Genomic DNA, 18197 nt, shown 5'->3' with positions numbered 1-18197 from the left:
GTTGAAATTCTTCGTCCGGATTGCGCTCGCGAGCCCGGTCCTTGCCTGGACTTCTTGGCGCCGACGGGTTGCCGGCAGCTTCGCGATCTGAAACCCGTATGCCTCCTGAACCTTGTTCCGGCCCTTAAGCCTTGTTCTTGTTGTAGACGTCGAAGATGACGGCGCCGAGCAGCACCAGGCCCTTGACCACCTGCTGCCAGTCGACATTGACGCCCATGATCGACATGCCGTTGTTCATCACGCCCATGATGAAGCCGCCGACCACGGCGCCGATCACCTGGCCGACGCCGCCCATTGCCGAGGCACCGCCGATGAAAACCGCCGCAATGACGTCGAGCTCGCTGCCGAGACCCGCCGCCGGCACGGCCTGGCCGAGGCGCGCCGCGATGATCAGGCCGCCCAGCGCCGAGAGCACGCCCATGTTGATGAAGACAAGCAGCGTCAGCCTTTCGGTGTTGATGCCCGAGAGCTGCGCGGCCTTGGCGTTGCCGCCCATGGCATAGATGCGGCGGCCGATGGTCATGCGCTTGGTGACGAAGACAAAGAGCGAGATCAGCACGCCCATCACCAGCAGCACGACCGGCAGTCCCCTGTAGCTGGCGAACTGGAAGACTAGGAAGAGCGCCAGCGCGCTGCCGACCAGCGTCTTGATGACGAAGAGCGGGAAGGGCTCCGCCTCATAGCCATGACGCTCGCGCTTGCGCCGCGTCCGGAACCCGAAATAGGCATAGGCGAGGACCGCGATCAGACCGAGCACGACCGTCGTCATATGCAGTGTCAAGCCGCTGCCGACGATCGTCTTGCCGGCGGCATTCACCGTCGGCGGGATCAGCGTCAGCGGGCCGATCACGTCCGGAATGAAGCCGGAACTCAGCGCCTTGAAGCTGTCCGGCAGCGGGCCGACCGAGGAGCCACCGCCGAGCAGCGCCTGGCAGATGCCGCGGAAGATCAGCATGCCCGCCAACGTCACGATGAAGCTCGGTATCTTGTGATAGGCGATCCAGTAGCCTTGCGCAGCGCCGATGAGCGCCCCGACGATCAGGCACACGATCGAGACCACCAGCGGATTCGAGAACATCCCAAGCGGCCAGATCACCATCATCATCGCCGCCAGCGCGCCGATGAAGCCGGCGACCGATCCGACGCTGAGGTCGATATAGCCAGCGACGATCACCAACAGCATGCCAAGCGCCATCACGATGATGAACGAGTTCTGCTGCACCAGATTGCTGAGGTTCACCGGTTTGAACAGCGTTCCCGACGTCGTGTACTGGAAGAACAGCATGATGACGATCAGCGCGATGATCAGGCCGTATTCGCGCAGGTTCGTCGTCAGCGCCGAGACGGCGACGCGCGGACCCTGCTGCTTGACGTCCTCGGCGAGCCCGCTTTGCGGCGCGGGAGCGCTTTCTGTGCTCATGATGCTTTTCCTTCTCCGCGAACGATGGCGCGCATGATTTTTTCCTGGCTTGCGTCGCTTGCAGCCATTTCGCCGACTATACGCCCTTCGTTCATCACATAGATACGGTCGGAGATACCGAGCAGTTCGGGCATTTCCGACGAGATGACGATGATCGCTTTGCCCTCGGCGGCAAGGCGCGCGATGATCGTATAGATTTCGTACTTCGCGCCTACGTCAATGCCGCGGGTCGGCTCGTCGAGGATCAAAACCTCCGGATCGGCGAACAGCCATTTCGACAGCACGACTTTCTGCTGGTTGCCGCCCGAGAGGTTGCCGGTCAGCTGGTAGACGCTGGAGGCGCGGATGTTGGTCTTCTTGCGGTAGTCATTGGCGACGCTCATCTCGCGCATGTCGTCGATGACGCCGCGGCTGGAAACGCCGGAGAGGTTGGCCAAAGTCACGTTGTGCTTGATGTGGTCGATGAGGTTGAGGCCGTAGGTCTTGCGGTCTTCGGTGACATAGGCGATGCCGCTCGCCACCGCCTTGCTCACCGATGAGAGGTCGATAGGCTTGCCGTGCAGCGACACCTCTCCGGTGATGTGCCGGCCGTAGGAGCGTCCGAAAAGGCTCATCGCGAATTCGGTCCGGCCGGCGCCCATCAGCCCGGCGATACCGACAACCTCGCCCTTGCGCACATTGAGGTTGATGTTCTTGATCACCTGCCGCTCGGCATGGATCGGGTGGTAAACCGACCAGTCCTTTACCTCGAAGATGACGTCGCCGATCTTCGGCTCGCGCGGCGGGTAGCGGTCGTCGAGCGAGCGGCCGACCATCGAGGTGATGATGCGGTCTTCCGAGATGTCCTTCCTCGGCAAGGTCTCGATGGTGCGCCCGTCGCGGATCACCGTCACCTTGTCGGCGACGCGGTTCACCTCGTTGAGCTTGTGCGAGATCAGGATCGAGGTCATGCCCTGGCGCTTGAACTCGAGCAGAAGGTCGAGCAGCGCCTGGCTGTCCTTCTCGCTGAGCGAGGCCGTCGGCTCGTCGAGGATAAGGAGCTTCACTTCCTTGCTCAGCGCCTTGGCGATCTCGACCAGTTGCTGCTTGCCGACGCCGATATTGGTGATGAGCGTCTTGGGGTCTTCCTTGAGCCCGACCTTCTTGAGAAGGGCGCCGGTACGCGTCTCGTTGGCGTCCCAGTCGATGACGCCGTAGGTGGCGTGCTCGTTGCCAAGGAAGATGTTTTCCGTGATCGACAGCATCGGCACCAGGGCAAGCTCCTGGTGGATGATGACGATGCCGATATGCTCGCTGTCGTGAATGCCTTTGAAATTGCATTCCTGGCCGCGGAAGATGATCTGGCCCTCATAGGTGCCGGATGGATAGACGCCCGACAGCACCTTCATCAGTGTCGACTTGCCGGCGCCGTTCTCGCCGACGACGGCGTGGATCTCACCTTCCTCGACGCTGAGATTGACGTTCGACAACGCCTTCACGCCGGGGAACGTCTTGGTGATGTCGCGCATCTCCAAAATCGTCGAGGCCATCAGGATCTGCTCCCTGGCGCAGGCCTTCCACTCGCGGAAAGCGTCTTGCGCGAAATCAACATGCCACAGTTTCGCTCATGCCTTGGCGGCATATGGCGCTGCGGTAGCCGGCAAAAACAATACCGGGGTCGCTTGCGAACGAAAAGGGGCCCTGCAGTCGCGCAGGACCCCTTCCTTTGAGACCGGATTACTTCAGCTCTTCAGCCTTGATGTAGCCGGAGTCGACGACCAGTTCCTTGTAGTTCGACTTGTCGACCTCATGCGGCGTCAACAGGATCGAGGGAACTGCCTTGACGTCGTTGTTGTAGGTCTTGGTGTCGAGGCCGTCCGGCTTGCCGCCGGAGAGCACCTTGTCGACCAGCTGCACGGTGGCCTTGGCCAGCTCGCGGGTGTCCTTGAACACGGTCGAGTACTGCTCGCCCGAGATGATCAGCTTGACCGAGGCGGTCTCGGCGTCTTGGCCGGTCACGATCGGCCAAGGCTGGGCTTCCGTGCCGTAGCCGACGGCGCGCAGCGAGGCGGTGATGCCGCGCGACAGGCCGTCATAGGGAGACAGAACGCCGTCGACGCGGCTGCCGTCCGAGTAGTTGGCCGAGAGCAGGTTGTCCATGCGCGCCTGGGCGGTGGCGGCAAGCCAACGCAGGGTGCCGACCTTGTCCATGCCCATCTGGCCGGACTTGATCTTGATCGAGCCGTCGTCGATCAGCGGCTGCAGGACCGACATGGCGCCGTTGTAGAAGAAGAAGGCGTTGTTGTCGTCCGGCGAGCCACCGAACAGCTCCACGTTCCACGGCTTGGTGTTCGGGAAGCGCTCCTTGAGGCCCTTGACCAGCGAGTTCGCCTGGATCACGCCGACGCCGAAATTGTCGAAGGTGGTGTAGTAGTCGACATTCGGGGTCTTCTTGATCAGGCGGTCATAGGCGATGGTGACGACGCCGGCATCATTGGCCTTCTGCAGCGCGTCGGCCATGGTGGTGCCGTCGATCGAAGCGATGATCAGCGCCTTCGGGCCTTTGGTGATTTCGTTTTCCAGCTGGCTGAGCTGGTTCGGGATGTCGTCCTGCGCATATTGCAGGTCGACGGTGTAGCCGAGCGCTTCGAGCTGGGACTTGACGGCGTCGCCGTCATTGATCCAGCGCTGCGAGGTCTTGGTCGGCATCAGCACGCCGACGAGACCCTTGTCGGCGGCGTGCGCCGAATAGGTCGTGGCGGCAATGCCAAGGGCCGCGATGGCGGCCAGCGTCTTGATGATCTTCACGATTACTCTCCCTGGTTGATGGACGCGACACCTCGGGGCTTCGCGGGCCGCGCAGTCGAACAGGTGCGCTGGCGCGCCACTGTCGGCTTTATCGATCTCCGGTATCCTCCCAATCGGCCCCGCGGCGCAGTTTCAATCGATACGATTTCGCTCGTCGCCGACCCCTGCGCATCGGAACGCGCGGAGGGTGGGTCGCTTTGACATAACTGTCAAATGCGATCTTTGCTGGTTGCTATATCGATACTGGTATGGCTTAAGCGATCGATAGAAACTCGCACAGGAGACCGAAAACCATGGCGGCGTTGCGCGATCCCGATGCGATTTCAGGTGGTTACGAGAAATTGCCGGGAGATGGCGAGACGCTGCTGCGCAGCGGCCTCAGTCTCCGCCACATGCGCATGATTGCCGCCTTGGACGATCACGGGCGGGTGAGCGCCGCCGCCCAGGTCATGAACATCTCCCAGCCGGCCGCCTCGCGCATGATCGCAGAGATGGAAGCGGTGCTCGACGTGAAGTTGTGCGAGCGGCTGCCGCGCGGCGTGACGCTGACCCCCTACGGCCAGGCGCTCGCCCGGCGCGCCCGCTCCATCCTGCTGGAGATGCGGGAGGCCGATCGTGAGATTTCCGAGCTCAAGGCCGGCAAGGGCGGCTCCGTATTCCTCGGCGCGGTCACGGCGCCGGCGATCGAGCTGGCCGTGCCGGCGATCCGTGAGATCCGCCGCATCTATCCGCGCATCGAGATCACAATGCAGGTCGAGACCTCGAACGTGCTGGCCCGCGAGCTGATCGCCTCGCGCCACGACTTCATCATCGCCCGCATCCCGGACGATCTCAATCCGCGGCTCTTCGAATCGCGCGTCATCGGCGTCGAGAAGGCCTGCCTCATCGTGCGCCGCGGCCACCCGCTGGCGAGCGGCAAGATGGTGCGGCTGGAAGATACCGCGGCCTATGACTGGGTGTTCCAGTCCGGGGGCTCGCCATTGCGCCAGGCGATGGAAAGCAACTTTTTGAATCGCGACATTCCGCTGCCCGACCGCATCCTCAACACCTCTTCGCTGCTGCTCACCTTGGTGATGGTGGCGCAGTCCGACGCCATCGCGCCGGTCTCGATCCAGGTCGCCAAGTTCATCCAGGGCGGCGATGGGCTGGCCGGCGCCATCGATGTCGTGCAGACCGAGTTCGACATCGAGGTCCGGCCTTACAGCCTGATCACGGTCAGGAACCGCGCGCTCTCGCCCGCCGCCAAGATGCTGCACGACTTCATTTTGCGCGAGGTGGGCTAATGGAACGAGAATGCTACTTGCACGTTCAAACCGATCGGTCGCTCCCTGGAGCCCGTTGCGGGTGAGGAAGGGCTGCCGTGCCCAACAGCTCGGGAGGTTTTTATGGAACGTCGGTTGTTTCTCACCGGAATGCTTGGCGTTGCGGGGGCGGCAGCGCTTGCAAGCCTGGCCGGACCCAGCAAGGCCGTTGCCGGTATTCCCGCCGGCAACGGAATTCTGGATGAATTGGATAAGCCGGATCCGGCCATCTACGAGGAGGATGACCAGGCCGATCTGCTGCAGCCAGCCCAGTACTACCGTCGTCGGTATTACCGTGATCGGTACTACCGCCGCCGGCGCCACGTTTGGAGAAGGGTCTGCCGGCGCTACTGGCGCCATGGCCGGCGTCATGTCCGCTGCTGGCGCCGCCGCGTCTGGATCGGCTTCCGGCTCTAGAGCATGATCATCTAGGTCGATAGCGACCATGTATCCGGGCTGCCGGGTGAATCGCTGACTGGGGTCTTGCATGGGTGTGCAAGACCCCAACGCTCGCTTTACAAACAGCCGAATTCACCCTCGCGCAAACTGCCCGGCCTGAGGGTCGACCCGATGCAATTCCGCCCCGCGATCGCCGGCAGCCGACCTGAATCGGACGCGCAATTTGGCCCCTTGGTGAGGCCTCACTCAAATCCCTGCGGTGCAAGCTGGAGCGGGTAGCGGGAATCGAACCCGCGCGTTCAGCTTGGGAAGCTGACAAGCTACCATTACATCATACCCGCGTCGGCCACCTCGTTATCATGATGGCAGGGCGTCAAGCAATCGGCAAAGCGGAACCGCGGCTCCATTGCTTGATGCCTTTCCGCGGAATGCGTATCTCTGATGTCGTCCCGCCGAATCGGGCGGCTCGAACCGGAGAATGGCCTTGTCCGCACTGACGCGCTTTCTTGGCGACACGCCGCTCAGGGTGTTCCTGAAGCTGCTCGTGGTCTCCTTCCTCGTCGGCCTCGTCATGCATGCCTTCGGCTGGTCGCCGATGGACGTCTTCTATGGCATCCGCCAGTTCTTCGTCGATTTGTGGAATCTCGGCTTCCATGCCATCGACCGTTTCCTCGGCTATATCCTGCTCGGCGCGGCGATCGTCGTGCCGGTGTTCATCCTGCTCAGGATCGCCAGCTACCGGAAATAGCTTGGCGTGGCATCACGCATATCGCGACGCCACCTCGAACAGGATGGCGTGGCGCGCGGCCAGCGCCGGCACGTCGGTCGAGTAGCCGCCGCCGATGACGCCGCAGAGCGGCACGCCCTGCTTGCGGAAATGGCCGATGACCATGTCTTCGCGGGCTCTGAGGCCATTGTCGGTGAGCGCCAGCCGGCCGAGCCTGTCCTCGGCATGGACGTCCACGCCCGCATTGTAGAAGACGATGTCCCAATGCCTTTGCCGGGATAGGTCCGGCAGGATGGCGGCGAGCCGCCTGAGATAGGCGTCGTCGCCTGTCCCGTCCGGCAAGGCGACGTCGAGGTTGGAAGCGATCTTGCGCACCGGGTAGTTGCGTTCGCCATGCATGGAAAAGGTGAAGGCGCGCGGTTCGTCTTTGAGAATGTCGGCCGTGCCGTCGCCCTGATGCACGTCGAGGTCGACGACCAACACGTTTTCGACGGCGCCTTCCGCCAGCAGCGCCAGCGCGGCGACGGCGACATCGTTGAAGGTGCAGAAGCCGGCGCCTTGCGCGCGCCTGGCATGATGGCTGCCGCCCGCCGTGTTGCAGGCAATGCCGTGTTTCAGCGCCAGCCTGGCGGCCAGCACCGTACCCGCGGTAGCGAGCTGCCCCCTCAATGACACGCGCGGGCCGATCGGAAAGCCGATCTCGCGCTCTATTTTCGCCGGCACCTGGCAGGCGATCACCTGGTCGACATAGTCGGCCGCATGCGCAAGCTTCAGCCGTGCGGCCGGTGCCGGCTCCGGCATCGAAAGCGCGCCCAGCACGGCTAGACCGCGTAAGCGCAAATCCTCCATCAAAAGCGGATATTTGCTCATCGGAAAGCGGTGGTTGACGGCGAAGCCGGCATCATAGTCGGGATGATGGACGATCTGCAGCGGCATGGGTCGGGAGGCCTGCGCCAGCCTGGAGCAATTCCAGGAAAAGTGTGAAACGGCTTTCCGTCCGCAATTGCGTAAGACCAGCAGAAAATTCGGTTGGCAGTCCGGCTGATGGTGATTGCGTGACGCCGGCAAACTGAGGCACATCGGGTCCTTGATCAAGCCGCAATCGGACAGGCAGCAATGGACGCAACCCAAGCCAGCGCCAGATCCTTCGCCGTCACCAACCGCTCGGTGCTGGCGATCGCCGTGCCGATGACGCTTGCCTATCTGACGACGCCGCTGCTCGGCATTGTCGACACGGCGGTGGTCGGCCAATTCAGCGATGCGGCCCTGCTCGGCGGCCTGGCGGCGGGATCGCTGGTGTTCGACGTCGTCTTCACCACCTTCAACTTCCTGCGTTCGGGCACCACCGGCCTCGTCGCCCAGGCTTTCGGGCGCGGCGATGCGCTGGAGGAGCAGGCGGTGCTGTGGCGCGCCGTGCTGATCGCGGTCGTCGCCGGCGTCATACTTGCCGCCCTTGCGCCGTTCTTTGCCGTCGCCGGCCAATGGTTCATGGGCGCCGAACCGCGCGTTAGCGAAGCGATGTCGGTCTACATCCGCATCAGACTGCTCGCCGCGCCCTTCTCGCTGATCAACTACGCCATACTGGGTTACGTGCTGGGGCGAGGCGAGGGCGGGCTCGGGCTGACGCTGCAGGCGGTGCTCAACGGCATCAACATCTTGCTCTGCTTCCTGCTCGGCCTCGAGCTCGGCTGGGGCGTTGCCGGCGTCGCCTGGGCGACCGTCACCGGCGAGTTCCTGGCCATGCTGCTTGGCCTTGCCATCGTGCTCAACCGTTTCCGCAAGCTGGAGCGGCCGTCGCGCCGGCGTATCCTCGATTTGCCGGCCTACCGGCGCATGCTGTCGCTCAACCGCGACATCATGATCCGCTCCTTCTCGCTGCTTGCCGCCTTCGCGCTGTTCACCAGGCAGGGCGCGCAGTTCGGCACGGTGACGCTCGCCGCCAATGCCGTGCTGATGAATTTCTTCCTCATCGCCGGCTATTTCCTCGACGGCTTCGCCACCGCCGCCGAGCAGCTTGCCGGCCGCGCCATCGGCGCGCATGCGCCCGCCCCGTTCCGGCAGGCAGTCCGGCTGACGCTGATCTGGGGCTTTGGCCTCGCCGGTATCGCCACGCTCATCCTGCTGACCGCCGGCGCCAGTCTGGTGGCGCTCGTGACGACCTCGATGGATGTTCGCGCGGTCGCCGACACCTATCTTCCCTGGGCCGCCTTCACGGCGCTGAGCGGCGTGCTGGCCTTCCAGATGGACGGCGTCTTCATCGGCGCCACCTGGTCGCGCGACATGCGCAACATGATGCTGTTGTCGTTCCTCGCCTTCAGCGCCGCGCTCATCACCCTAGCGCCGGCACTCGGCAACAGCGGCCTGTGGGCATCGCTGCATGTTTTCCTGCTGGTGCGCGGCTTGAGCCTGCTGACGGTGCTCAGGCTCAGGGTGAAGACAGCTTTCAGCTGATCGGTTTTGAAGCCCAGCGCTCGCAAGCCGAGTCGCGCAGGTCCCTGATCGACCCAAGCCGCTCGCGTTCCATGAACCGCGCCATGCCGGCGACGATGCGCCCGGGCAGCGCCGGCCCGGCATAGATCATGCCGGTGTAAAGCTGGACGAGATCCGCGCCGGCGCGGATTTTCTCCAGCGCCGTTTCGGTGGAATCCACGCCGCCCACGCCGATGATGGCAATGCTTGGGCCGAGCAGCTTGCGCATACGGGCGAGAACCGCGGTCGAACGCTCGAACAATGGTTTCCCTGAAAGACCGCCGGTTTCATTCGCCACGCCGCCGCTCCGCAATCCCGTCCTTGCAAGCGTCGTGTTGGAGACGATGACGCCGTCGATCTTCTTCTCGGCGATCTCGGCGGCGATGTCTTCCAGCTCCGCCTCGACGAGATCCGGCGCGATCTTGAGGAAGACCGGCGGCTGCGCGGGGGCCGCAGCACGTGCTTTCATCACACGTGACAACAGCTCGCCGAGCTGCTCGCGCGCCTGCATATTGCGCAGGCCCGGCGTGTTGGGCGAGGAGATGTTGACCGTCAGATAGCTCGCATAGGGCGCGAAGCGGGCGACGCCGCGCTCATAATCGGCGATGCGGTCGGCGCTGTCCTTGTTGGCGCCGATATTGACGCCGACGACGCCTGGCCGCCCCTTGCGCGCGGCAAGGCGCTTTTCGGCGGCCGCATGGCCCTCATTGTTGAAGCCGAGACGGTTGATCACTGCTTCGTCCGCCGTCAGCCGGAAGATGCGCGGCTTCGGATTGCCGGGTTGCGGCAGCGGCGTGATGGTGCCGACCTCGGCGAAGCCGAAGCCAAGCCCAAGCAGCACGTCCGGCACTTCGGCGTTCTTGTCGTAGCCGGCGGCCATGCCGAGCGGGTTTGGAAAGTCGAGGCCGCAAAGGCTGATCTTGAGCCGCGCGTCATGCGTCGGGCGCCGCGGCGCCGTCGCGCCGACTGGCAGCCCGCAGCGCAGCGCCGCGATCGACAGGCCATGCGCGGTTTCCGGATCGAAGGAGAAAAGCAGCTTCTGGCCGATCCGGTCGAGCACGCTCATTCGCCCTCCAGCGTCGGGAATTCGTGGCCGCCGGCGCCGAGCGGCAGCGGCTTTATCCAGAGAACGGCATCAAGGTCGAGCTCGGCGTAGAGATGCGGGAACAGGGCGCCGCCGCGCGAGACCTCGTATTTCAGCGCATCACCCAGCTTCGCCGCGTCGATCGCGATCAGCAGCAGGTCCGTCTGGCCGGCGAAATGCCTGGCCGCCGTCTCGCGAACCTGGCCGGCGGTGGAGAAATGGATGAAGCCGTCGGCGACGTCGACCGGCGCCCCGGCAAAGCGCCCGTTCTTTTCGGCTTCGCGCCAAAGCGCCTCGGGCGCGATCTTGTAGATAATCTGAGACATTGTCGCGCTATAATCCGAACCGAAGGTGCGGGGAAGGCTCGAAGCTCGACTCTTCCCCATTTCCGGCGCAAACCTGTGATAGCCCGCCTTCACTGGCTCATGGAGGAACAACATGCGTCTGCAGCACATCGTGATCCCCGCGGCGCTTTGCTCGCTGGTTGCCGCATCCGCTTATTCCGAGGAAACCGACCATTACCGTTTGGAGAAGTCGGCCAACGGCTATGTCCGCATGGACACAAGGACCGGCGCCATGTCGATCTGCGAAGAGCGCGCCGGCCAGCTCGTCTGCAAGATGGCCGCCGACGAGCGGGCCGCCTACCAGGACGAGATCGACCGGCTGGACAATTCGGTCAAGGCGCTCGACGCGCGCGTCGCCAAGCTCGAGAATTCGCTCTCCGCCCGGCTGGAATCGCAACTGCCCAGCGAAGAGGATTTCAACAAGACGATGGGTTACATGGAGCGCTTCTTCCGGACCTTCAAGGACATCGTCAAGGACCTGGACAAGGAAGATGGCGACGGCAAGCTGAACCAGCAGAAGACCTGAGCCGGCGCGGCCGAGCCGCCCTGGGGAAAACCCCGCGCGCGGCCTTTGCCGCTTGAAAACGCGCCACGCCGCCGCATAATCATTCCGGTCCCCGCAAGAAGCACACAATGATGATGGGATCGGGGGAGGAATATTTGCCGTCGGGCCACACTTTCGTCATTGCCGACGACCATCCGCTTTTTCGCGGCGCGCTGAAGGAGGCGCTTGCCGGCATCGGCGACGTTGCCGCCATCCATGAAGCCGGCGATTTCGAGAGCGCCAAGGCGCTGGTGCTTGCCAATGAAGATATCGATATGGTGCTGCTCGACCTGTCGATGCCGGGCGCCAGCGGCCTCTCCGGCCTGATCTCGCTGCGCGGTATCCATCCCGCGGTGCCGCTGGTGGTGGTATCGGCGCATGACGATCCCGTCACCATCCGCCGCGCGCTCGATCTCGGCGCTTCCGGCTTTATTTCCAAATCGGCCAGCATGGATGAGATACGCGGCGCCGTGCAGGCGGTGCTTGCCGGCGACATTTCCGCGCCGGCCGGCATTGAGCTCGGCGTCGAGCGCGACCCGGAAATCTCCGACCTGATCAAGCGGCTCCAGGCGCTGACGCCGCAGCAGACGCGGGTGCTCGGCATGCTGGCGGAGGGCCTGCTCAACAAGCAGATCGCCTATGAGCTCGGCGTCTCCGAGGCCACCATCAAGGCGCATGTCTCGGCTATCCTGCAGAAGCTCGGCGTCGACAGCCGCACCCAGGCGGTCATCCAGCTGTCGAAGATCGGCGGCGACCCGCTGCAGCCGGTCGGCTGATCGCAGGCACCTCAGGCGAAGCTTTTCACCCTAACTGAACCCGACCAGCGCGGATCGATCATGCGGTCGCTTCGCGTCGGGTCGATGGCTGCGCCCGTCAGCGATAGTTTTCGACGGCCGAGCACAACTGCGACGCGGCATCATCCTCGGTCGGGCCTGAAGGATTCCGCGCTCGCCCGATCGCGGCGCCGAGGCCCAGCGAAGCGATCGCCACCAGTGGAATGCCGGCGATCCAGGGCAGGCGCGGCGCGAGCGCATAGAGCGCCGTGCCGATCGACGGTCCGAGCGAGTCCTTGAGGTCGACCGCCACAGACGAGGCGGCCATATAGGAAGCGCGTCGCGGCGATGGTGCGAGCGCGTTGACGGCGGTCGGCACGAGCGGCCCGACCAGCATCTGTCCCACCGAGCAGAAGCTGACTGCGGCGACCAGCGAAAGTATCGTCGGCGAGGTCGCCAGCAGGGCAAAGGCGGCGATGGTCGAGATGCCGGCGCCGGCTGCCAGCCAAAGCGCCGATCGCGTCTCGGCAAAGCGGCTGACCAGCATCTGCAAACCGACCGTCAGGGCGGCCGCATAGGCAAACAGCGCGCCGACACCGGACGGGGTGAGCGTGCCGGCATCCTGCGCATAGAGCGGGATGACCGCTTCGATCCAGTTGCCGGAAATCTCGAACAGCACGACCCAGGCGAGCAGCTTTGCCAGGCGGCCGTCGCGGAAGGCCGGCAGCAGCGCCGACAGGCCTTCCTCTTCCTCCGTTTGCCCATGGTCGGCTGCGGCATGGCCGCGCGTCTCGGCGAATGCGGCAAGCATGACGATGCCGCCGAAGAGCAGCATACCGCCGCCGGCCAGGAACACGCTGCCAAGCGAAACGAGCGCCAGCAGCGCGCCGCAGGCCGGGCCGAGGATCTGTCCGGCGCTCGAGCTGACGCGCGCCATGCCGAACCAGCGCGGATGCGCCGACGGTTCCGTCACATCGGCGATAGCTGTGAGGATGGTCGGGTGGAGCACCGACTCGCATATGCCGGTCAAAAGCAGCACGGCCGCGGTGGCGGCGACGCCATGGGCGAAGAACAGCGCGACGAAGCCGCAGCCGACGCCGAGCGACGACAGGATCAGCACCGGCCGCCGGCCGACCCGGTCGGCGATGCCGCCGATCAGCGGCGCGGCGATCAATTCGCCGCCGGCATAGCAGGCAAACAAAAGCCCGATCGCGCCGATCGGAATGTTCGCCTCGCCGCTCGCCCAGAGCGGAAAGAAGGGCACCAGCGCGCCGTCGGCGAAACCGGCGCAGAAGAACAGGAACAGGCCGAGCAGAGCCGGGCGCGGCAGCCCGCGCCACGACGATGGGAGGAAGGTCATGGATGTCACCTACGCGTCTAAGGCCCGAAGGCCGGAATTGCGCGTTGGTTGACGTAAACGCCTACGGCTGCCTCAAAAGCAGCATGAGGTAGTTTCGAGCAGGCCTTAGCTGAGCCGCATCGACAGCTCCACGTCGTCGCCGAATGGCGTCGACATATAGCCGCCGGCCGGCGCGCGCACCCGTTCCAGATAGTCGGGCGAGAAGTCGGCATTGTCGGCGATGACAAGCGCGCCGGGCCTGAGCCGGCTCTCGACCAGGCTCAGTATCTCCGGATAGAGCGCCTTGGCGCCGTCGAGCAGCAGGAGGTCTATCCGGTCAGGCAGGTCGGTGCTGAGCGTTTCCAGCGCGTCGCCCTCGCGGATCTCCACCAGGTCGATGAGGCCGCCTTCGGTCAGATTGGCCTTGGCCCGCGTTACCTTCGACGGCTCGAATTCCGTCGTGATCAGCCGGCCGCCGCCATTGTCGCGCAGCGCCGCGGCAAGATAGAGCGTCGAGATGCCGAACGATGTGCCGAATTCGACGATGATGCGCGCGCCGGTGCTGCGCGCCAGCATGTAGAGCAGCGTGCCGGTCTCCGGCGAGACCGCAAGCCACAGGTCCTTCAGGCTGCCGTAGAACTGGCGATACTCGGTCTTGCTGTGGAGCAGGCGCGTCCGTTCGTCGCGCGAGTACTGGGCGATCGCCGGGCTGGTCGCCGCGTCGGCTTCCTTGAACAGGCGGGCGAGCAGCGGTGCCAAAGGGGTTGCGGTCAAGGTGGTCATGGCTGTCTCCGGCAGGGTTCTTGTGTTGCTTCAAAAATACGAATAATCCTTCAGGTTTCCAATTCGCATTTCGGCGCGCGACTATGATCCAACGCTCAAGCCCTTCAATTTCCACCCGAAAACAGCCCAAACAGGCGCGCGCCACGGAGCTGGTCGCGGCGATTTTAGAGGCGGCTGCTCAGGTTTTGGCTGCTGAAGGCGCGCAGCGTTTCACCACCACGCGCGTTGCCGAAAGGGCGGGCGTCAGCGTCGGTTCGCTCTACCAGTATTTCCCGAACAAGGCGGCCCTGCTGTTCAGGTTGCAGAGTGACGAATGGCGCCAGACGACAGAGCTTTTGTGCGGCATTCTCGAAAATACCGGGCTATCACCGCTCGAGCGGACAAGAACGCTGATCCACGCCTTCATCCGCTCCGAATGCGAGGAGGCGGCGGTGCGCGGCGCGCTGAACGACGCCGCGCCGCTCTATCGGGATGCGCCGGAAGCTGAGGAGGCGAGGGCGGCGGCGAGCCGGACCGTCGAGACCTTCATGCGCGAGACGCTTCCTGACGCGCCGGACAGCGGCCGCGCCCTGGCCGGCGAACTGATCATCAAGACGCTGAGCGCCGTGGGGGCGGATTTCTCGGAAAAGGAGCGAACGGCCGATGAGATCGAAGCCTATTCTGATGCGCTGGCCGACATGTTCTGCGCCTATCTCCGAAGCCTCGGGCATCGCGGCTGATAGCAGTGCTTTGTCTCTATTCGGCGGCCGGCGCCAGCGGCCTGACGCGCGCCATCATCGAGCGCAGCACGGCCGGCTTCAGCGGCTTGTTGATCACCGGAACGTCGAGCCGGCCGGCAGCCGCGCGCACCTCGCTGGAGCGGTCGGCGGTGACCAGCACGCAGGGCAGGTCCTGCCCGTAGGCGGCGCGCAGCGTGGTGACCGCATCGAGCCCGGTGCCACCGTCGAGATGATAGTCTGCCAGCACGAGGTCCGGCTTCGGCGTGCCGGGCTTCAGGAGATCGCCTGATCCCGAAGCCGTCTCGACACGGCATCCCCAGCCTTCGAGCAGCAGCCGCATGCCGTCGAGGATGCGCGCGTCATTGTCGATGCACAGCACATTGAGCCCGGCAAGCGTCGAGGCGGAGCGGGCCGGCGCCTTGCCGGCCTCGCGCGGCGGCGCGGCGACCGCCGCGACCGGCAGAATCACGGAAAAGCGCGTGCCCTTGCCGGGGTTGGAGTAGATGCGGATTTCGAGCCTCAGCACCCTGGCGATGCGGTCGACGATGGAGAGCCCCAGGCCAAGGCCTTCGGCCTCGCGCGCGCCCTCGTCGAGGCGCGTGAACTCGTGGAAGACGGTGCTGAGCTTGTCGCCGGCAATGCCGATGCCGGTGTCGATCACCTGGATCTCGGCCAGCTCGCCGCGTCGCCGCACCCCAACCAGAATGCGCCCCTGGCGCGTGTATTTGATGGCGTTGGAAACGAGATTCTGGATTAGCCGGCGCAACAGGTTCCGGTCGGTCATGACGCCGAGCGAGGATGGGATGATCTTCAGATCGAGCTTCTTTTCGGCGGCAAGCGGGCGAAAATCGTTGCCGATCTGACCGAGCAGTCCGCCCAGGTTGAAAGCGGTATTGTCCGGCTTCATCGCGCCGGCATCGAGCCGCGAGATGTCGAGCACCGCGCCAAGGATGGTCTCGACCGATTCCAGCGAGGATTCGATGTTGACGGCCGCTTTGCCGGCCGGTCCCTTGCCTGCCTTCTCGATCAGCGACGAGCAATAGAGGCGGGCGGCGTTGAGCGGCTGCAGGATGTCATGGCCGGCGGCGGCGAGGAAGCGCGTCTTGCCGAGGTTTGCCTCCTCGGCCAGCATCTGCGCCTGCGCCAGTTCCTCGTTGACGCGGGTGAGCTCGACGGTGCGGGTCTTGACCCGTTGCTCCAGCGATTCATTGGCCCGCTTCAGCGCCAGGTCCTGCTCGACGCGGCCGGAGATGTCGGCATAGGTGGCGACGATGCCGCCGTCGGGCATCGGGTTGGAGCGCAGCTCCAGGATGCGGCCGCTGGTCTTCAGCTCCATCTGCCACGGGCCAGCGAAACTGGTCAGCCGGTTGAGCATCGTCACGCGCTGGTCGGCGGGAATATCGCCGCGCTCGGCGAGATGATGGAGGATCCGGTCGAGCGAGACGCCGACCTGGCCCATCTCGTCCGGCAGGTCGAACAGCAATCGGTATTGCCGGTTCCAGCAGATCAGCCGGAAATCGCGATCGAAGACGGTGATGCCTTGCTCCATCTGGTCGAGCGCGATCTGCAAAAGGTCGCGATTGTGCTGCAGCGCCTCGGTGGCGTCGTCGAGCAGCTTGAAGGCATCCTTGGAGTCGCGATCGTTGCGGCGGAAGAGCAGCGACAGGATCAGCCGCGCCGAGGACGAGCCGACGGCGCTCGCCAGCAATTGCTCAGAGAAGCGGATGACATCCATGCTGGCTTGTTCGGTGCCGTGCAGGGAGACTTTCGCGTCCCTCTCGAAGGATTGGAACGAGCGCTCCGTGCGCTCGACGCCGAGATAGCGTGAAATCGTATCCTTCAGGTCGTTGACGGTGACGGCGGTGCGGAAGCGGCGCAGGCTGGGCATCGGGCCTGCCTCGCGCGGCACGAAGATCGCCGCCTGGATGCGCTCCAGCGGCACGGACGCTCGGGAGAGGGAGCCGAGGACGAAAAACAGCGCATTGACCGAGAGGCTCCACAGCACGCCGTGGTTCAGCGGCTCGCCGACGGTGCCGAACAGCGCCTGCGGCCTCAGCGCCTCGAAGCCGAACAGACCGTGGACGACTATGTCGGAAGCCGGGCCGACGAGCGAGGGGAGGAGCAGCGTATAACCCCAGACGGCGATGCCGGCGACCATGCCAAGGGCTGCGCCCCGGCCGTTGGCGCGGCGCCAGATCAGCCCGCCGACAAGCGCCGGCGCGAATTGGGCAATCGCGGCAAACGACATCAGGCCGATCGAGGATAGCCGCGCGCTATTGGTGCTCTCGCGATAATAGAGGAAGGCGATGAACAGCATGATGAATATCGAGGCGCGGCGCACATTGAGGATCAGCGTCGACCAGTCCTCGTTCTCCGAAGAACTCGTCTTTAGCACGCGGCGCACGAACAGCGGGATGACGAGATCGTTGGAGATCATGATCGATAGCGCGACGCTCTCGACGATCACCATCGCGGTCGCCGCCGACAGTCCGCCGACGAAGGCGGCCATGGCCAGCACGTCATGGCCGCTGAACAGCGGCAGCGACAAGACATAGAGGTCGCTGCTGGTCTTGCCGCCGACCAGCGACAGGCCGGCAAAGGCGATCGGCAGCACGAAGAGGTTGATCGCCACGAGGTAGAGTGGGAACACCCAGGTCGCCGTGCGCAGTTCCGCCTCGCTGCGGTTCTCGACGATGGTGACGTAGAACTGCCGCGGCAGCATCAGCACGGCAAAGCCGCTCAGGCCGGTCAGCACCAGCCAGGTGGCGAGCGAGGTGCTGTAGCTCATCGCCTGGCGAACCTGGCTGTTTCCGGCAAGCCTGGCGAACATGTCGCCGGGCCCGCCGAAGATCAGGAACATCACCATCAGGCCGATGGCGAGAAAGGCGGCGAGCTTGACCACGGTCTCGACCGCCACCGCCAGAACCAGTCCGTCCTGATGTTCCGTGGCATCGGCATGGCGGGTGCCGAACAGCACCGCGAACAGCGCCAAAAGCATCGCCACCACCAGCGAGATATCGCTGACGAACGGATCGAAAGAGGGGGGCGAGCCCGTATAGTGCTCGACCATCAGGCTGACGGAACCCGAGATCGCCTTGAGCTGCAGCGCAATGTAGGGCACCGCGCCGATGGTCGCGATCAGCGTCGCGATCGCCGCGACGGTGAAGCTCTTGCCGTAGCGGGCTCCGAGGAAGTCCGCGATCGAGGTGATCTTCTCGCTTTTTGCCAGCCGGATCATGCGGTTGAGCAGCGGGAAGCCGAATACGAAGACCAGCACTGGACCGGTATAGATGCCGAGGAATTCGAGGCCGCGCTCGGAGGAAAGGCCGACCGAGCCGAAGAAAGTCCAGGAAGTGCAGTAGATGGCGAGGCTGAGCGCGTAGATGAAAGGCCGCGCCCGGCCGAGCCCGGCTGCCACCGAGCGCCGGTCGCCGACGCTGGCGATGGCGAAAAGCAGCGTCACATAGGCGATCGCGATGATGACGACGAACCAGCCTTGCACGGCCCG

Annotated in this window: 16 protein-coding genes and 1 tRNA gene; 7 read left to right on the top strand and 10 right to left on the bottom strand. The window is 64.5% G+C overall.

Annotation, left to right across the window (positions count from 1 at the left end; translation table 11 throughout):
• Positions 1–124: 124 nt before the first annotated feature.
• From mmsB to chvE, 3 genes are all read right to left on the bottom strand, one after another.
• Entirely contained in the window at positions 125–1420 is a 1296-nt protein-coding gene (gene mmsB, locus LB535_RS15885) for a multiple monosaccharide ABC transporter permease (RefSeq protein WP_095765889.1), read from the bottom strand.
• Positions 1417–2949: a multiple monosaccharide ABC transporter ATP-binding protein gene (gene mmsA / locus LB535_RS15880; protein ID WP_095765888.1), complete on the bottom strand. Its 1533-nt coding sequence runs from the start codon at positions 2947–2949 to the stop codon at positions 1417–1419. Before mmsA ends, mmsB begins: the two co-directional genes overlap by 4 nt.
• A 187-nt stretch (positions 2950–3136) precedes the next feature.
• Positions 3137–4207: a multiple monosaccharide ABC transporter substrate-binding protein gene (gene chvE / locus LB535_RS15875; protein WP_224632875.1), complete on the bottom strand. Its 1071-nt coding sequence runs from the start codon at positions 4205–4207 to the stop codon at positions 3137–3139.
• Positions 4208–4500: 293 nt separating this feature from the next.
• Between chvE and LB535_RS15870 the strand changes: the two genes are divergently transcribed.
• Positions 4501–5490 (top strand): LysR family transcriptional regulator, encoded by a 990-nt coding sequence (locus LB535_RS15870; protein ID WP_224523451.1) that lies wholly within the window; start codon positions 4501–4503, stop codon positions 5488–5490.
• Positions 5491–5592: 102 nt separating this feature from the next.
• Positions 5593–5925: a protamine-2 (modular protein) gene (locus tag LB535_RS15865; RefSeq protein WP_224632874.1), complete on the top strand. Its 333-nt coding sequence runs from the start codon at positions 5593–5595 to the stop codon at positions 5923–5925.
• Between the two features lie 249 nt (positions 5926–6174).
• On the opposite strand, the gene LB535_RS15860 is transcribed toward LB535_RS15865, so the two are convergent.
• A tRNA-Gly gene (locus LB535_RS15860) sits at positions 6175–6248 on the bottom strand.
• Between the two features lie 137 nt (positions 6249–6385).
• On the opposite strand from LB535_RS15860, the gene LB535_RS15855 reads away from it, so the two are divergent.
• Positions 6386–6655 (top strand): DUF6460 domain-containing protein, encoded by a 270-nt coding sequence (locus LB535_RS15855; RefSeq protein WP_181166832.1) that lies wholly within the window; start codon positions 6386–6388, stop codon positions 6653–6655.
• Positions 6656–6667: 12 nt separating this feature from the next.
• Here the strand turns inward: LB535_RS15855 and LB535_RS15850 are convergent, their stop codons facing one another.
• Positions 6668–7570, bottom strand: coding sequence for a histone deacetylase (locus LB535_RS15850; protein ID WP_224632873.1), 903 nt, complete (start codon positions 7568–7570; stop codon positions 6668–6670).
• Between the two features lie 180 nt (positions 7571–7750).
• Here LB535_RS15850 and LB535_RS15845 point away from each other — a divergent pair, with 180 nt between their 5' ends.
• Entirely contained in the window at positions 7751–9085 is a 1335-nt protein-coding gene (locus LB535_RS15845) for an MATE family efflux transporter (RefSeq protein ID WP_224632872.1), read from the top strand.
• On the opposite strand, the gene LB535_RS15840 is transcribed toward LB535_RS15845, so the two are convergent.
• Positions 9078–10169, bottom strand: a complete 1092-nt coding sequence (locus tag LB535_RS15840) for a quinone-dependent dihydroorotate dehydrogenase (RefSeq protein WP_224632871.1) — start codon at positions 10167–10169, stop codon at positions 9078–9080. The two genes, LB535_RS15845 and LB535_RS15840, sit on opposite strands and share 8 nt — an antisense overlap.
• Complete coding sequence (locus tag LB535_RS15835; protein WP_224632870.1) at positions 10166–10513, bottom strand: DUF952 domain-containing protein; 348 nt, start codon at positions 10511–10513, stop codon at positions 10166–10168. The genes LB535_RS15840 and LB535_RS15835 overlap by 4 nt, the downstream gene beginning before the upstream one ends.
• Before the next feature lie 112 nt (positions 10514–10625).
• Here LB535_RS15835 and LB535_RS15830 point away from each other — a divergent pair, with 112 nt between their 5' ends.
• Positions 10626–11057: a hypothetical protein gene (locus tag LB535_RS15830; RefSeq protein WP_224632869.1), complete on the top strand. Its 432-nt coding sequence runs from the start codon at positions 10626–10628 to the stop codon at positions 11055–11057.
• A 134-nt stretch (positions 11058–11191) separates the two neighbouring features.
• Positions 11192–11851: a response regulator transcription factor gene (locus LB535_RS15825; protein ID WP_224632897.1), complete on the top strand. Its 660-nt coding sequence runs from the start codon at positions 11192–11194 to the stop codon at positions 11849–11851.
• 97 nt (positions 11852–11948) lie between these two features.
• Here the strand turns inward: LB535_RS15825 and LB535_RS15820 are convergent, their stop codons facing one another.
• The gene (locus tag LB535_RS15820; protein ID WP_224632868.1) at positions 11949–13208 is read right to left on the bottom strand and encodes an MDR family MFS transporter; all 1260 of its coding nucleotides are present in this window, start codon (positions 13206–13208) and stop codon (positions 11949–11951) included.
• A 105-nt stretch (positions 13209–13313) separates the two neighbouring features.
• Positions 13314–13970: an O-methyltransferase gene (locus LB535_RS15815; protein WP_224608728.1), complete on the bottom strand. Its 657-nt coding sequence runs from the start codon at positions 13968–13970 to the stop codon at positions 13314–13316.
• 83 nt (positions 13971–14053) lie between these two features.
• On the opposite strand from LB535_RS15815, the gene LB535_RS15810 reads away from it, so the two are divergent.
• On the top strand, positions 14054–14689 hold the full coding sequence (locus LB535_RS15810; RefSeq protein WP_224632896.1) for a TetR family transcriptional regulator: 636 nt from the start codon (positions 14054–14056) through the stop codon (positions 14687–14689).
• A gap of 16 nt (positions 14690–14705) precedes the next feature.
• Here the strand turns inward: LB535_RS15810 and LB535_RS15805 are convergent, their stop codons facing one another.
• A complete protein-coding gene (locus tag LB535_RS15805; RefSeq protein ID WP_224632867.1) occupies positions 14706–18191 on the bottom strand; it encodes a PAS-domain containing protein in 3486 nt (1161 codons plus the stop codon).
• Between the last annotated feature and the right edge of the window lie 6 nt (positions 18192–18197).

Origin of the sequence: Mesorhizobium sp. CA10 (assembly GCF_020165285.1) — a bacterium.
Taxonomy (GTDB): Bacteria; Pseudomonadota; Alphaproteobacteria; order Rhizobiales; family Rhizobiaceae; genus Mesorhizobium.
This window is presented reverse-complemented; position numbering and strand designations above follow the sequence as displayed.

Coding starts and splice junctions, on each gene's coding strand:
- mmsB (WP_095765889.1), bottom strand. CDS start 1,420: ATGAGCACAGAAAGCGCTCCCGCGCCGCAAAGCGGGCTCGCCGAGGAC.
- mmsA (WP_095765888.1), bottom strand. CDS start 2,949: ATGGCCTCGACGATTTTGGAGATGCGCGACATCACCAAGACGTTCCCC.
- LB535_RS15870 (WP_224523451.1), top strand. CDS start 4,501: ATGGCGGCGTTGCGCGATCCCGATGCGATTTCAGGTGGTTACGAGAAA.
- LB535_RS15865 (WP_224632874.1), top strand. CDS start 5,593: ATGGAACGTCGGTTGTTTCTCACCGGAATGCTTGGCGTTGCGGGGGCG.
- LB535_RS15855 (WP_181166832.1), top strand. CDS start 6,386: ATGGCCTTGTCCGCACTGACGCGCTTTCTTGGCGACACGCCGCTCAGG.
- LB535_RS15850 (WP_224632873.1), bottom strand. CDS start 7,570: ATGCCGCTGCAGATCGTCCATCATCCCGACTATGATGCCGGCTTCGCC.
- LB535_RS15845 (WP_224632872.1), top strand. CDS start 7,751: ATGGACGCAACCCAAGCCAGCGCCAGATCCTTCGCCGTCACCAACCGC.
- LB535_RS15840 (WP_224632871.1), bottom strand. CDS start 10,169: ATGAGCGTGCTCGACCGGATCGGCCAGAAGCTGCTTTTCTCCTTCGAT.
- LB535_RS15835 (WP_224632870.1), bottom strand. CDS start 10,513: ATGTCTCAGATTATCTACAAGATCGCGCCCGAGGCGCTTTGGCGCGAA.
- LB535_RS15830 (WP_224632869.1), top strand. CDS start 10,626: ATGCGTCTGCAGCACATCGTGATCCCCGCGGCGCTTTGCTCGCTGGTT.
- LB535_RS15820 (WP_224632868.1), bottom strand. CDS start 13,208: ATGACCTTCCTCCCATCGTCGTGGCGCGGGCTGCCGCGCCCGGCTCTG.
- LB535_RS15815 (WP_224608728.1), bottom strand. CDS start 13,970: ATGACCACCTTGACCGCAACCCCTTTGGCACCGCTGCTCGCCCGCCTG.
- LB535_RS15810 (WP_224632896.1), top strand. CDS start 14,054: ATGATCCAACGCTCAAGCCCTTCAATTTCCACCCGAAAACAGCCCAAA.